This window comes from Microbispora sp. NPDC046933, from assembly GCF_040644635.1.
Taxonomy (GTDB): domain Bacteria; phylum Actinomycetota; class Actinomycetes; order Streptosporangiales; family Streptosporangiaceae; genus Microbispora.
This window is the reverse complement of the sequence record NZ_JBEYWW010000008.1, coordinates 36,485-49,437: the sequence shown is the minus strand read 5'-3', so window position 1 is coordinate 49,437 and position 12,953 is coordinate 36,485. Positions and strand designations below refer to the sequence as shown.

10 protein-coding genes are annotated in these 12,953 nt (G+C 71.6%); 6 read left to right on the top strand and 4 right to left on the bottom strand.

Features of this window, described 5'->3' with window-relative positions:
* Positions 1 to 17 precede the first annotated feature (17 nt).
* Entirely contained in the window at positions 18 to 485 is a 468-nt protein-coding gene (locus tag ABZ857_RS12790) for a helix-turn-helix domain-containing protein (protein ID WP_357042008.1), read from the bottom strand.
* Between the two features lie 149 nt (positions 486 to 634).
* On the opposite strand from ABZ857_RS12790, the gene ABZ857_RS12785 reads away from it, so the two are divergent.
* Genes ABZ857_RS12785 through ABZ857_RS12775 form a run of 3 tightly spaced genes read left to right on the top strand, consistent with a single transcriptional unit; the run spans position 635 to position 3,188 of the window.
* Positions 635 to 1,084, top strand: coding sequence for a GNAT family N-acetyltransferase (locus tag ABZ857_RS12785; protein WP_357042006.1), 450 nt, complete (start codon positions 635 to 637; stop codon positions 1,082 to 1,084).
* Positions 1,081 to 1,671 carry a TetR/AcrR family transcriptional regulator gene (locus tag ABZ857_RS12780; protein WP_357042003.1) on the top strand — a complete coding sequence of 197 codons (591 nt, stop codon included), beginning with the start codon at positions 1,081 to 1,083 and terminating at the stop codon, positions 1,669 to 1,671. The genes ABZ857_RS12785 and ABZ857_RS12780 overlap by 4 nt, the downstream gene beginning before the upstream one ends.
* A 20-nt stretch (positions 1,672 to 1,691) precedes the next feature.
* A complete protein-coding gene (locus ABZ857_RS12775) occupies positions 1,692 to 3,188 on the top strand; it encodes a methyltransferase (protein WP_357042000.1) in 1,497 nt (498 codons plus the stop codon).
* A 258-nt stretch (positions 3,189 to 3,446) separates the two neighbouring features.
* On the opposite strand, the gene ABZ857_RS12770 is transcribed toward ABZ857_RS12775, so the two are convergent.
* The gene (locus tag ABZ857_RS12770) at positions 3,447 to 6,443 is read right to left on the bottom strand and encodes a BTAD domain-containing putative transcriptional regulator (RefSeq protein ID WP_357041998.1); all 2,997 of its coding nucleotides are present in this window, start codon (positions 6,441 to 6,443) and stop codon (positions 3,447 to 3,449) included.
* Positions 6,444 to 6,669: 226 nt separating this feature from the next.
* On the opposite strand from ABZ857_RS12770, the gene ABZ857_RS12765 reads away from it, so the two are divergent.
* Positions 6,670 to 7,212, top strand: a complete 543-nt coding sequence (locus ABZ857_RS12765; protein WP_357041995.1) for a hypothetical protein — start codon at positions 6,670 to 6,672, stop codon at positions 7,210 to 7,212.
* A 65-nt stretch (positions 7,213 to 7,277) separates the two neighbouring features.
* Here ABZ857_RS12765 and ABZ857_RS12760 read toward each other — a convergent pair whose 3' ends face one another.
* Together ABZ857_RS12760 and ABZ857_RS12755 are read right to left on the bottom strand one after the other, a co-directional pair.
* Positions 7,278 to 7,934, bottom strand: a complete 657-nt coding sequence (locus ABZ857_RS12760; RefSeq protein ID WP_357041992.1) for a GNAT family protein — start codon at positions 7,932 to 7,934, stop codon at positions 7,278 to 7,280.
* A 182-nt stretch (positions 7,935 to 8,116) separates the two neighbouring features.
* The gene (locus tag ABZ857_RS12755; RefSeq protein WP_357041989.1) at positions 8,117 to 9,706 is read right to left on the bottom strand and encodes an FAD-dependent oxidoreductase; all 1,590 of its coding nucleotides are present in this window, start codon (positions 9,704 to 9,706) and stop codon (positions 8,117 to 8,119) included.
* A 73-nt stretch (positions 9,707 to 9,779) separates the two neighbouring features.
* Here ABZ857_RS12755 and ABZ857_RS12750 point away from each other — a divergent pair, with 73 nt between their 5' ends.
* Complete coding sequence (locus ABZ857_RS12750) at positions 9,780 to 10,409, top strand: TetR family transcriptional regulator (protein WP_357041986.1); 630 nt, start codon at positions 9,780 to 9,782, stop codon at positions 10,407 to 10,409.
* A gap of 507 nt (positions 10,410 to 10,916) precedes the next feature.
* The gene (locus ABZ857_RS12745; protein WP_357041983.1) at positions 10,917 to 12,947 is read left to right on the top strand and encodes a DUF222 domain-containing protein; all 2,031 of its coding nucleotides are present in this window, start codon (positions 10,917 to 10,919) and stop codon (positions 12,945 to 12,947) included.
* The last annotated feature ends 6 nt before the right edge of the window (positions 12,948 to 12,953 follow it).

Here is a 12,953-nt window from a genome sequence, read left to right as displayed (position 1 = left end):
TACCTTCAGGCTGTGTTTCAAGCAGGGGTGCTGAGGCGGGCGCCGGGGCCGGGGCGGGGGGTCACCTCGCGCGGCCCGCCGACCTCGTGGCCCTCCTCGCACACCAGGTGCAGCGCGACGGGCGCGCCGCAGTCGCGGTGGGTCACCACGACAGGCGGCCCCTCGGGGTCGGCCTGATAGCGGTCGCCCCAGTGCATGAGCGCGATCATGATCGGGTAGAGGTCGAGGCCCTTCTGGGTGAGCCGGTACTCGTCGCGCTGCCGCTGACCGGGCTCCTGGTAGGGCACCTTGCGCAGCAGGCCCTCGTCGACGAGCCGGGACAGCCGCGCGCTCAGCACCTGCCGGGGCGCGCCGGTGCGCGTCTGGAGGTCGGCGAACCGCCGGACGCCGTTGAACGCCTCCCGGAGGACCAGGAACGTCCACTTCTCGCCGAGCACGGCGAGGGTTCGCTCGATGGAGCAGTTGTCCACCCGATAACGCCGCATGTCGCGCATCGTAACCACAACATCCTCCCGGCATCTAAGTCTACTTGACAGACTCAGCAGGCTCAGGGAAGGCTGAGTCCATGTTGGGAACTCAGGCCAGGCCTGCTGTGGACATCCGTGTGGCGCGTCCGGGCGACGACGAGGAACGGGTGCGGCTCTTCGTGGAGGGCCTGTCGCAGGCGACGCTGACGCACCGCTTCTTCGTCGGCCTCGGCCGCCCGAGTGCGAGCCTGATCCGCGCGATGGTCGCGTGCGACGACAGGAGGGACGCGCTGCTCGCCGTGCGCGGCGACACCGTGATCGGGCACGCCATGGGTCACCTGGCGGAGGGCGAGGTGGAGATCGCGGTCGTGGTTGACGACCGGTGGCAGAACCTCGGCGTGGGCTCGCGGCTCGTGCGCACCCTCCTGCGGCGGGCGTCCGTACGCGGCGCGGTCGTCGTCGGCATGGATGTCATGACCGAGAACCGGCGCGTTCTGGCCATGGTGCGCAGGGCCTGGCCCTCTGCCACAATCGACACACACGGCACATCCGTCGAGATCAAAGCGCCCCTCGCATTTGCAGAACAAGGTTCTGTTGGTTCACCATTGACTATGTGAAGAACGCGAAGAGCGGACGAGACGGCAGGGCCAGGATCATCGAGGGCGCCCTGCGCAGGTTCAGCCAGAGCGGGGTGTCGGCCACCACGCTGGCCAGTCTCCGGCAGGAGAGCGGCGTCAGCGTCGGCAGCTTCTATCACCACTTCACGAGCAAGGAACACGTCTTCGGCGTGCTCTACGCCGAGATCCTGGACATGTACCAGGACGCCTTCGTCGGGGAGCTCGTCCGCCACGAGGACGCCCGGGCCGGCATCGAGGCCATCGTCGCGATGCACATGGCGTGGTGCGGCGAGCACCCCGAGCGCGCCCGCCTGCTGATCAGCGAGCGCCCGCCCCGGCGCAACGAGCCCGGCGGGCCGGAGGTCGCCGAGTCGAGGCGCGAGTTCTTCCGGAAGGTCGCCGACTGGTGGCGGCCGCACATGAAGGACGGCGTGCTCCGCCCCGTCCCCGCCACCATGTGCTACGTGCTGTGGCTCGGCCCGGCGCAGGAGATGTGCCGCCTGTGGTTCAGCGGCGCGCACCAGCCCACCCAGGAGGAGATCCGCGAGCTGGGCGAGGCCGCCTGGAACAGCCTCAAGATGCCGTAGTCCCGCGATAGATTCGATCTGTGGACGCCCCTTCTGACCTGGTCCGGCGGCTTCGCGACAGATTCGTGGAGACCGGATACACGATCGACGGCGTGCGCGACCGGCTGGGCGACATGGCCGCCTCCGCCCTGGCCCGCGAGGAGATCGTGCCCGCGCTGCGCGCCACCAGGGACGCCGACCCCCTCGCCGTGCTGATCCGCCTGTGGTGGCTGGGCGCCCCGGTCAGCATGGCCGCCGCCGACCTCCCGTTGCAGGACCTCATCGAGGCCGGGCTGCTGGTGCGCCTGGGCGACTCCGTGCAGGCCACCGTGCACCTCCAGCCCTGGGATATAGGGACGGGGGCTACAGGAACGGGCGACCCGGCGTACGTCGTGTCCGACCGCAAGGTGCGGCCCGGCGACCCCTCCCTGCGGCCCGATCACGTGGTGGGAGCGGGTGGCGCGTCGGCCAACCTCGCCCAGCTCGGCTGGGCCGCCCCGGTCGGCCGGGCGCTCGACCTCGGCACCGGCTGCGGCGTGCAGGTGCTGCACCTGGCGCCCAGGGCGGAGCACGTGGTCGCGACCGACGTGAACCGCAGGGCCCTGCGGCTGGCCCGCCTCAGCTGGGGCCTTTCCGGCGTGACCGGGGTAGAGGCACGCGAGGGCTCGATGTACGACCCGGTGGACGGCGAGCGGTTCGACCTCGTGGTGTCCAACCCGCCGTTCGTCATCGCGCCCGAGGCCAGGTACACCTACCGGGAGGCCGGGCGGCGCGGCGACGAGTTCTGCCGCGACCTCGTACGGCGCACGCCCCGGCACCTCGCCCAGGGCGGCCAGGCGCGTTTCCTCGCCAACTGGCTGCACGTCAAGGGCGAGGACTGGCAGGACAGAGTGGGCGGCTGGCTCGCCGAGACCGGCTGCGACGGCTGGGCCGTGCAGCGCGACGTGCAGGACCCCGCCGAGTACGTCGAGCTGTGGCTGCGGGACTCCGCGGAACACGGCACGTCGGCCTACCGGGAGCGCTACGACGAGTGGCTCGGCTGGTTCGAGTCGATGAACGTGACCGGCGTCGGATTCGGCTGGATCGCCCTGCACGACTCCGGTTCGCTGAGCCCGCTCGTGCGGGTGGAGGAGATGACGCAGCCGGTCGAGCCGCCGGCCGGCGCGCTGGTCGAGGAGGTCCTGCGCGCGGCGCGCACCGCCCACGAGCTGTCCGACGAGGACCTGCTCGACGCGCGGCTGAAGGTGGCCGAGGGCGTCGTGGAGGAGCGCGTCGGCCCGCCCGGCGCCGACGACCCCTCCCGCATCACCCTGCGGCAGACCCGGGGCGCCCGCCGTACGGTCGCCGTGGGGACGGTGGAGGCGGCCCTGGCGGGGGTGTGCGACGGCGACCTGCCCACGCGCCCGCTGCTCGCCGCGATCGCCGAGCTGACCGGTGAGGACCCGGCCGCGGTGCTCCGCGACGCCCCCGCGGCGCTGCGCCCGCTGATCGCGGACGGTTTCCTGAGCGTCACAAGCACGGTTGCAAGTCTCCGTTGATCGGAGTTTGAACGGGCCGGGCGACAGTGGTCCTGCGCGGGCTTCGGGGGGGTTCGAAGCCCGCGCGGAAGCCCGGCCGGTCGTCATCGTGAGGCGGCGAGTCGCCACGGAGCGCACCGGAAGGATCCGGGCCCCTGCGCGCCCCAAGGGCGACGGGCGGCCGGCCGGGCGGTTCACGCCCTCCTTCAGTGAGAATCGGTGATCGATGTGATCAACCACGTCCGGATGAGCCGGCTGGACGACGACTTGCGACTCGACCTACGTCTCGACCTGTTCGCGCAGGAGCGCGCGGATGTCGTCGGCCTCGGGCGAGCCGAGCCGGGTAAAGATGTCGAGGGACTTGACCAGGGCATCCCTGCCCCGGCCGGTCTCCCCGAGGCCGCCGAGGGCCTTGCCGAGGGCGGCCAGTGACTGCGCCTCGCCGTACGGGTGGGTGATCTCGCGGCTCACGGTCAGCGCCTGCTCGGCGTGCCGGGCCGCCTCGGCGAACCGCCCGGCGGCGATGAAGGTGGCGGCCAGCCGGTAGCAGACCCGCTGCTCCCAGACCCGCTGGTTGCTCGCGCGGAAGAAGGCCAGGCACTCGGCGTGGTGGACGACGGCCTCGTTGAGCCGCCCGACATGGGACAGCACGTTGCCGAGGTGATAGCGGGCCCGGGCCATCCCCGCGCCGCTGCCGATCTCGGAGAAGACCGCCAGCCCGCGCTCGGCCGCGGCGATGGCGTCGTCCGGCCGTCCGAGGCCCAGGTGGTCGCGGGCGGAGTAGCACGACGCCAGCGCCTCGCCCGCGGGATTGCCCGTCTCCCGGTGGACCGCCGTCGCCCGGTCGAACCATTCGAGCGCCTCGGTGTGGCGGCGCCGCCGGCCGGCGACGACCGCCAGCGCGTTGCACGTCTCGCCCAGCACGATGTGGTCGCCGGTCTCCTCGCCCAGCGTCCGCGCGGTAAGGAAATGGGCCTCGGCCTCGGCCAGCCGGTTCGCGCCGAACAGGACCCGGCCCAGGACGTAGCCGCAGCGCATCTCGCCGCGCCGTTCCCCGGCCCGGCGTGTCGCCGTCAGCAGGGCCGAGGTGCGCTGCTCGAAGTCACGCTGGTTGGTGCCCGACTCCAGCAGCGGCTCCATCGCCAGCAGCAGGTCGGCCGCCGCGAGCAGGTCCTCGCCGGACGCATCCTGAGCCACGGCCACCTGGGCGACCGCTCCGAACATGTCCTCGGCCTCCGCCGACAACCAGGCCACCGCCGCGTCGGCCGAGGAGAAGGAATGGCCGCGCACGCCCAGGTCGGTGAGGGTGTCGGCGATCGCGCTGCCCTCGTACGCCAGCCGGTGGGCCGCGCCCGCCGACGCGAGGTAGAAGCCCAGCAGCCGCCGCAGGGCGAGCGCGCGGGCGACGGGCTCCTCACCGTCCTCCGCCTGCCGCCGGGCGAACAGCTTGAGCAGGTCGTGGAAGCGGTAGCGGCCCGGCGCGGGGGCCTCCATCAGGCTGGCGTCGACCAGCGACTCGATCACGTCCTCGGCCTCGGCCGGGGTGAGGTCGAGCACGGCCGCCGCCGCGAAGACCGAGATGCCCGAGCCCGCCGGCAGCGACAGCAGCCGGAACGCCCGCGCCTGCCGGGCGTCGAGCTGGCCGTACCCGAGGGCGAACGTGGCCGAGACCGCCAGGTTGCCGATCTTCATCTCGTCGAGGCGGCGGCGCTCGTCGGCGAGCCGGGGGACGAGCGAGGCCACCGTCCACGACGGGCGGGAGGCGAGCCTGGCCGCGACGATCCGCACCGCCAGCGGCAGGAAGCCGCAGGCGGCGACCACGTCCATGGCGGCGGCCCGCTCCGCCGCCACCCGCTCGGGTCCCGCGACCGCCGCGAGCAGCGACAGCGCCTCCTCGGGCTCCATCACGTCGAGATCGACGAGCCGGGCCGCGGGCAGGTCGGCCAGCTTGCCCCTGCTGGTGATGATCGCGGCGCAGCCGGCCGAGCCCGGCAGCAGGTGCTCGACCTGCTCGGCGTCGCGGGCGTTGTCGAGCAGCACCAGCATCCTGCGGTCGGCGAGCAGCGAACGGAACAGCGCGGAGCGCTCGGCCAGGCCGTCGGGGATCACGTCCATCGGGATGCCGAGGGCGCGCAGGAACGCGACCAGCGCCGTCTCGGGCGCGGTGGGCTCGGCGCCGTACCCCCGCAGGTCGGCGTAGAGCTGCCCGTCGGGGAAAAGGTCCTCGGCGAGGTGGGCCACATGGACGGCCAGAGTCGTCTTGCCCACGCCGCCGATGCCCGACATCGCCGCGACCGGCACGCCCTCTCCCGCCCCTTCTCCGCGGAGCAGCGCGAGCAGCCTCCGCACCAGGCCGGTACGTCCGGTGAAGTCGGAGACGGCCGCCGGGAGTTGCGCCGGTCTCGGCATCTCGATCGCCGGTCCGGGCTCGGCCGTCGCGGCGTCATCGTGGACGTCCGGATGCGAGAGCCGTACGGGAGGGGGTGCGGGGGCGAGGGAGGGGTCGGCGGCGAGGATCCGCCGGTGCAGGTCGGCCAGCTCGGCCCCGGGCTCGATGCCGAGCTCCTCCACGAGCGCCTGCCGGGTGTCGGTGAAGACCGACAGCGCCTCGGCCTGCCTGCCGCACCGGTAGTAGGCCAGCATGAGCTGGGCGCGCAACCGCTCGCGCAGCGGGTGTTCGGCGGCGAGCGCGACCAGCTCGGAGACGATCTCCGCGTGCCGGCCCAGCTCCAGGTCGAGCTCCATGAGCGTCTCGACCGCGCTCATCCGGCGCTCGGCCAGCCGGTCGCGCTGGTGCTCGGCATACGGGCCGACCGCGCCGGCCAGCGGCTCGCCCGACCACAGGCGCAGGGCCCCGCGCAGCCGCCGGGCGGCCTCCCCGGCCCGGCCCGTACGGCGGTCGGACTCGGCGGCGGCGCACTCGCGCTCGAACACGGCGAGGTCGAAGCGGGCGGGGTCGAGCCGCAGCGCGTATCCCCGGCCCACTGAGGTCAGCAGCCGCGGCGGCGTCCTCGGGGAGCGGTCCGGTTCCAGGACGGTGCGCAGCCGGGAGACATAGGTGCGCAGCGCGCCGAGCGCGCGTGGGGGCGCGTCCTCGCCCCACACGCCGTCGATCATCTCGTCCGGGGTGACCGCGTGCCCCTCCCGGAGCAGGAGCATCGCGAGGATGGAGCGTTGCAAGGGGGTGCCGAGGTCGAGTTCGACGCCGTCGCACCACGCCAGGACGGGTCCCAGCACGGCGAAGCGCAGGCCGTCCGCGGCGGCGTGATCAGGCATGTGCCCTGTCCCCCAATGGCAAGATTTTCGACCAAATGATAGATCGTGTCGCGCGGTGGCAGTAGGACCGAGCGCGCTGGTTCAGTGTGCGTTCAGGTGCTTGAAAGCGGCCTGCAAACCACGGTGAGAGCGCTGAAAGCGGGTTGCAGGCGGGCGGGCCTATCACTGAGGTGCAACCCCGACAGCACCCCGCATCGGGGGATCGTCCTCGAACAGGAGAACCGAAATGCGACGCTCCATCACCCTCGGTCTCGCCGCAGCCACCACCGTCGCCGCCCTCGGGCTGCCGGCCCTCGCGACCGCCGCCAACGCCGCCCCCGCCTCCGCCACCTCCGCCGCCTCCGCCTCCCACCACGACGACTGGGACTACGACGGCTGGTGGGGCACCTACTGGTCGTCGAACCACCTGGCCAAGGCCAAGGGCTACGTCGACGTGAACTACGACGACGAGGAGTCGAACCGGGTCCACATCACCGGCAAGCTCTGGGACAACGACCACCGCACCTACCGTGAGGGCGGCAAGTGCGCGTTCATCCAGTTCCGCGTGTCGTCCTGGGACGACGGCGAGGACGACTGGTCCTCCAGCTTCAAGTCGTACAAGTACTGCGGCGCCGGCGGCTACAAGCAGATCAACTTCTGGCGCTACGACGTCGCCCAGGTGCAGGCGAGGGTCTGCCAGATCGGTCTGTACAGCAACCAGCCGGTCAAGTGCGGCTACTGGCGCGACCTCTACAACGCCTACGAGGACGACTTCGGCTACGACGCCTGACCGTCTGTCCCCCGGGCATGACGCGGCCCGTCCCTTCCGGGACGGGCCGTTTTCCTATGGCTTGATCACGCTGCTTCCGACGCCGTTTCCAGGAGGCCCAGCCGCGCGCGGAGACGATCGCGTACGGCGGGCCACTCGGGACTCAGGATCGAGTAGTACGCGGTATCTCGGACCGTGTCGTCGGCGCCTCGGCTGTCCGCTCGTCGCACACCGTCGAGGTGTGCGCCGAGGGCCTCGATGGCGGCCCGGGATCGGGTGTTGCGTACGTCTGCCTTGAGGGTGATCCGGTGAACCTGCCAGGTCTCGAAGGCCAGGGAGAGCATCAGATACTTGCTCTCCCTGTTGACACCGGTGCCCTGGGCCGACGCGGCGAGCCAGGTGTACCCGATGTCCGCGACGGACGGGACCTCGCCCACCGCGCCCTTCGTACCCGGCGGCCAGGGCATCGGGCCCTGCCAGTACTCCAGGTTCATCAGACGGGTGGCACCGACCACGCGGTCGGTGTGCAGCCACCGGATGGCGAAGGGCATCGTGCGGCCCTCCGCCTGCTCAGCCAAGGCGGCCTCCACGTAGGAGACCATCTCATCCCGGCCAGCGGGAACGCGAGTGAAGGCGTACGTCGAACGGTCTTCACTCGCCGCGGCGACGAGGTCGTCGAGCACCGCGAGGCTGAGCGGTTCCAGGCGCACGAAGCGCCCGGACAGGGTGACAAAAGCGGGCATGAGCACATGATGGGGGCTGCTGACCACGGCTGATACCAAATGACACGAGACATCTTGGCGGGGGATGGGTTAAGGGGTGTGCCCGGAGGAGAAACCGCAGGTCAGAGCCTTGATCCGGGTCTCGTGTGGCGGGCACCCAGGGTAAAGATTTGGCCAAAGATCCACGGCGTCCGGCGAACGGTTCAGCGGAGGGCGGCGGGGACGTCCGCGGGCGTGCCGAACCAGGTCTCCAGCGCGTCCGCGAGCCCCTCGGCATCGGTGTTCGGATCGGTGTTCGGATCGGTGTCGTCCGGGTCCTCCGTCCAGGCGACGAACCCGTCCGGCCGCACGAGAAGCGCGCCGGGAGCGTGCGGGTCGCGTATCGCCGTCGTGACGGTGGTGACCCGGTCTCCGTAGCCGTCCGCCGCCGTGCCGCCGAGCCGGGATCCGCTCTGGCGGACGAGCAGGCCCCGTGCGTCGTGAAGGTGATCGGCGAGCCGTGAGCCGTCCTCGAACTCGTAGTCGGGCACGCTGCGTCCCACCAGCGGGTGCCCGCTGTCGCCGGGCATGTCATACCGCTGCCAGACGCCCGAGATCTTCTTCACGAAGTAGGTGGTGCCGGCGACCGTCTCGATCAGGTCGGCGACCACCGCCCGTGCCGCCCGCGCGTGGGCGTCGGGACGCATCAGGGCGATCTGGGCGCGCGTCCAGTCGAGCACCCAGGCGCCGATCGGGTGCCGCTCCCGCGTGTAGGTGTCGAGAAGATCTTCCGGTGCCTGGCCTCGTACGACGGCCGCGAGCTTCCAGCCGAGGTTCACGGCGTCGCCAAGCCCCAGGTTCAGCCCCTGGCCGCCGAACGGCGAGTGGACGTGCGCGGCGTCGCCGGCCAGCAGCACCCGGCCGAGCCGGTAGGTCGTCGCCTGCCGGGCGTTGTCCGTGAACCGGGTGACCGATGTGATCTCCTTGACGACCACGTCGGAGCCCGTGACGTGCCTGACCGCGTCCTGCAGCTCCTCGGCGGTCACCGGCGTGGTCCTGTCGGCTCTGCCGCGTGGGCCGCTGTCGAAGCGCGCGACGAGGACGCGGCCCGGCACCGGCCCGTGGGAGTAGACCCCGGTCGGGGTGGCCTGCCAGCCCACGCCCAGGTGCTCGGTGCCCTCCATCTCCGCGACGGCCTGGTAGGCCGTGATCTCCGGATGCGTCCCGGGAAACTCGAAGCCGGCCAGTTTGCGTACCGTGCTCCTGCCGCCGTCACAGCCGACCAGCCAGCGGCCGTGCACCGGGCCGCCGGTCGTGGTGACCGTGACCCGCTCGCCGTCGTCGGTGAAGCCGGTCACCTCCACCCCGCGCCGCACCTCGATCCCCAGCTCGGCCGCGCGTACGGCGAGGATCTGTTCGAGCTGCTGCTGGGACACCAGGCCGATCTCGGCGGCCGGTCCCCGGTCGGCCAGGTCCGGGTCGTCGGCGTCCATCCGCTCGGCGCTCAGCATCATCCCGGCGAAGTGGCCGGCGAACCTGGGCGGAGTCCGGCGCGGCCCTTCCGCGGCGGCCTGTCCGCGCATGAAGGCCTTCACGAGCTCCATCGCCCGCTCCTGCGCCTCCCTCAGCGCGGGCAGCAGGCCCCGCCGGTAGAGCGCCTCCACGCTGGGCGTGTTGAGCGAGCCCGCTTTGAGCGTCGGGTCGATCTCGGTCAGCCGTTCGAGCACCACGACCGACGCTCCGCCCAGCCGCAGTTCGCAGGCCAGCATCAGGCCGACCGGTCCCCCGCCGACCACCACGACGTCGTACGACATGCACCCTCCCCCGTTGTTACTGTCGCTAAAAACTTACTGTCACTATAAGTTTTTAGCAACTAGAGTGAGGCGGGTGACGGAGAGGTTGGGACTGCGGGAGCGGAAGAAGCGGCAGACCCGGTCGCTGATCTCGGACGTGGCCTCGGGCCTGTTCATGCAGCGTGGGTTCGACAACGTCACGGTCGCCGAGGTCGCCGAGGCGGCCGGCGTCTCGACCAAGACCGTCTTCAACTACTTCCCCCGCAAGGAGGACCTGTTCCTCGACCGCTTTCCCGAGGCGGTCGAGCTGGTCACCCGGGCCGTACGGGAACGCGCCGAAGGGGAGACCCCGCTCGCCGCGCTGCGTCGGCTGTTCCTCGGCATGCTCCGGGAAGGCCACCCGCTCGGCGGGATCGCCCCCGGATATCAGGTGTTCTGGCAGGTGATCCTGGACTCGCCCGCGCTCAGGGCCCGGGCGAGGGAACTGGTCGAGGAGTTCGAGGGAGTGCTCGCCGGCCTGTTCGCCGAGGCGGCCGGAACCGGCCGGGCCGAGCCGGCCCCGAGGCTCGCGGCCGCCCTGGTGGTCGCCGCCTACCGTGCCGTGTACATCACCAGCATCGACAGGATCCGCGCCGGTGATCCCATGCAGGACGTGCTCGCCGACCGCATCGCCCTGCTCGACCGCGCTTTGGAAGCCGTCGAACGCGCCGTCGCCGCCTTCTGAATAACCCTTATCGCCCCTTTTCGGGTTGACCTGCTGCTCCAACTATTCGCTTCCGGCGGTTGCTGGGGCTGATCGTGGGGTGACAGAATTCATACAGGTTTTCGAATCACTTGAGGGGGTGTGATGGATCTGTTCGGATCAGATGCTGAGCACCCTCGTCGTTCGAATAATGCCGACGGCGACTGGTGGGATCGGTTGATCGCCGATTCCCCTTTGTGGGCCTCCGAAGGTTCGCTCGCCCGCGACGATTGCGCCATTGGGTCTTTCCCGGTTGGCAATGACGGCCCAGTTAATGACCGCTCAGGCAATGACGGCTCAGGCGATGACGGTCCAGCCGATGCGCAGAATGACGGGGCCAGTGACAGCTGTGCCGCGAGTGGCTGTGCCGCGAGTGGCAGTGCCGGCAGCGCTGCCGGCGAGGGTGCTGCCGGCGACAGCGCTGCGAGGGCCGGTGCCGATGGGGTGCGTTCCGGCGGGGCTGGTCGGGGCCGGTCGTCGTGGGTGCTGGTGGGTTCTCTTCGTGAGTCGGCGCAGGCGCTGGCGCTGACGCCGCTTCCGGAGGATGTGGACGTCTGTCTGGGCGAGGCTGAGGAGTTGATGTTCGCGCGGGATCGGATCACGTGTGCGTTGGCGGAGCGGGTGGGGCGGGTGCATCGGGCGGGGCAGGCCAGGCAGCATGGGCATGCCTCTACCCGTAGTTGGCTGCGTACGGCCGGGGGGATGAGTGGGGCGGGGGCGGGGCGCCTGCTGACCCTGGGGGTGGAGTTGGCCCGTCTGCCGGGGGTGCGGGAGGCGTTCGCGGCCGGGAGATTGTCCGCGGGGGTGGTGGAGGCGATCTGCACCGCCACCGCCGACCTGACTGATGAGCAGGCCGGGTTGGTTGAGCCGATTTTGCTGGAGCTGGCTGGGAGGGCGGGCCCGGCGGAGGTGGCCAAAGCGGGCCGTTATCTGCGTGCGGTGCTGGACCCGGATGGGGAGGAGCGTGATGAGCAGGCCGATTACGGGCGGCGGTTTTTGAGGGTCCGCCCGGGCAAGGGGGGTGGGCTGGAGGGGGAGTTCTACCTGCCCCGTGAGGCGGCCGCCCGGCTGCGTGCCCTGTTGGACGCCTACGCCAAACCCAGGGCCGAGGGGGATGACCGGTCGTTGCAGGTCCGCCAGGCCGACGCGCTGATCGCGCTGCTGGAGCAGAAGATCGCCGCCGAGCTTCTGGTGCTGGTCAACGCCGAATCCCTCCCCGCCGATCCCGAGGACGTCACTCCCGCCGACAGCACCCACGCCGACACCAGCGACCCAGGCGACGCCGATCCCGGCGACATCAAGGACAGCGGCGATACCGAGGACAACGGCGCCAGCGCCCCCGAAGACAACGGTGACTGCGCCCTCCGCGACACCGGAAGCGCCGACGACCCGGGCGGTGCCGGTGCAGAGTCCGGGGCCGGTGCGGCCGTGGACGCGGCTGCCGAGAGTGCCGACCTTGCTGCCACCAGCCTGTGCGGTGAGAAGGCCGGCGGCTGCGGGGCCGGTCAGCAGCGGGCTGGTGGGCGCGGGCCGGGCGACGCCGTGAGCACGGCCTCTGCCGAGTGCGGCGACACCGCACGCGCAAAGGGCGAGGACTGCGCCCGTGCCGAGGGGCAGAACCGGGCGCCCGTGACGGGGGACGACGGCGCCTTTGCCGAGGTGGAGGACAGCGTCGCTGGTGAGGCGGAAGGCACCGGCCCTGGGTGTCCTGACCAGACGGCCGACGCCGAGTTCCCCGGCGGCGGTGGCGCGCCTCCGCACACAGCGCCTCCGCACACAGCGCCTCCGCACACAGCGCCTCCGCATGCAGCGCAGCTGGATCCTCCTCCCGAGGACCCACCTGGGCAGCACACCCACGCGAGGCATCGGCCTGCGGGGGACTGCCGGTATGGGCAGGGCACGCGTGAGGACCACGGCCACGAGCACCGGGGGTGCGGCGAGGGCGCATGCGAGTGCGGCGGGGAAGCGTGGTGCTCGTCCGCAGCGCCAGGGACGCCGGACGTGCCGGTACCGGAGCCGGAGACACCACCGGGGACGCCACTGGGAACAGCGCCCGGAACGGCGCAGGGAGCGCCGCCGGGAGTGCTGTCGGGGGCGCTGTTGGGGACGGCGCCGGGGTTGTTGCTGGTGACCGGGCAGGTGCTGCCGGTCTCCGGCGTGCACCGCCTGGCGCGCACCAGCGCCCTGGTGCGGCTGGTGATGGACGCCGAGGGGCAGGTGCTGGACATGGGCCGCAAGGTCCGCCTGGCCACCCCCACCCAGCGGCGGGCGATCTTCGCCCGCTACGCCACCTGCTGGATCGACGGCTGCCCCCTGCCCGCCGCGATGTGCCAGATCGACCACGCCGACAACTGGAGCAGCGGCGGCCTGACCGACCTGAAACTGCTCGGCCCGGCCTGCCAGTTCCACAACCGCGACCGCTACCGCCACCCCGGCCGCTACACCCGCCGCAAGGAAGGCACCGACCGCTGGGCCTTCACCTACCACCGGCTCCCGGGAGCCAGACGACTGCAGATCTAGGCGAGC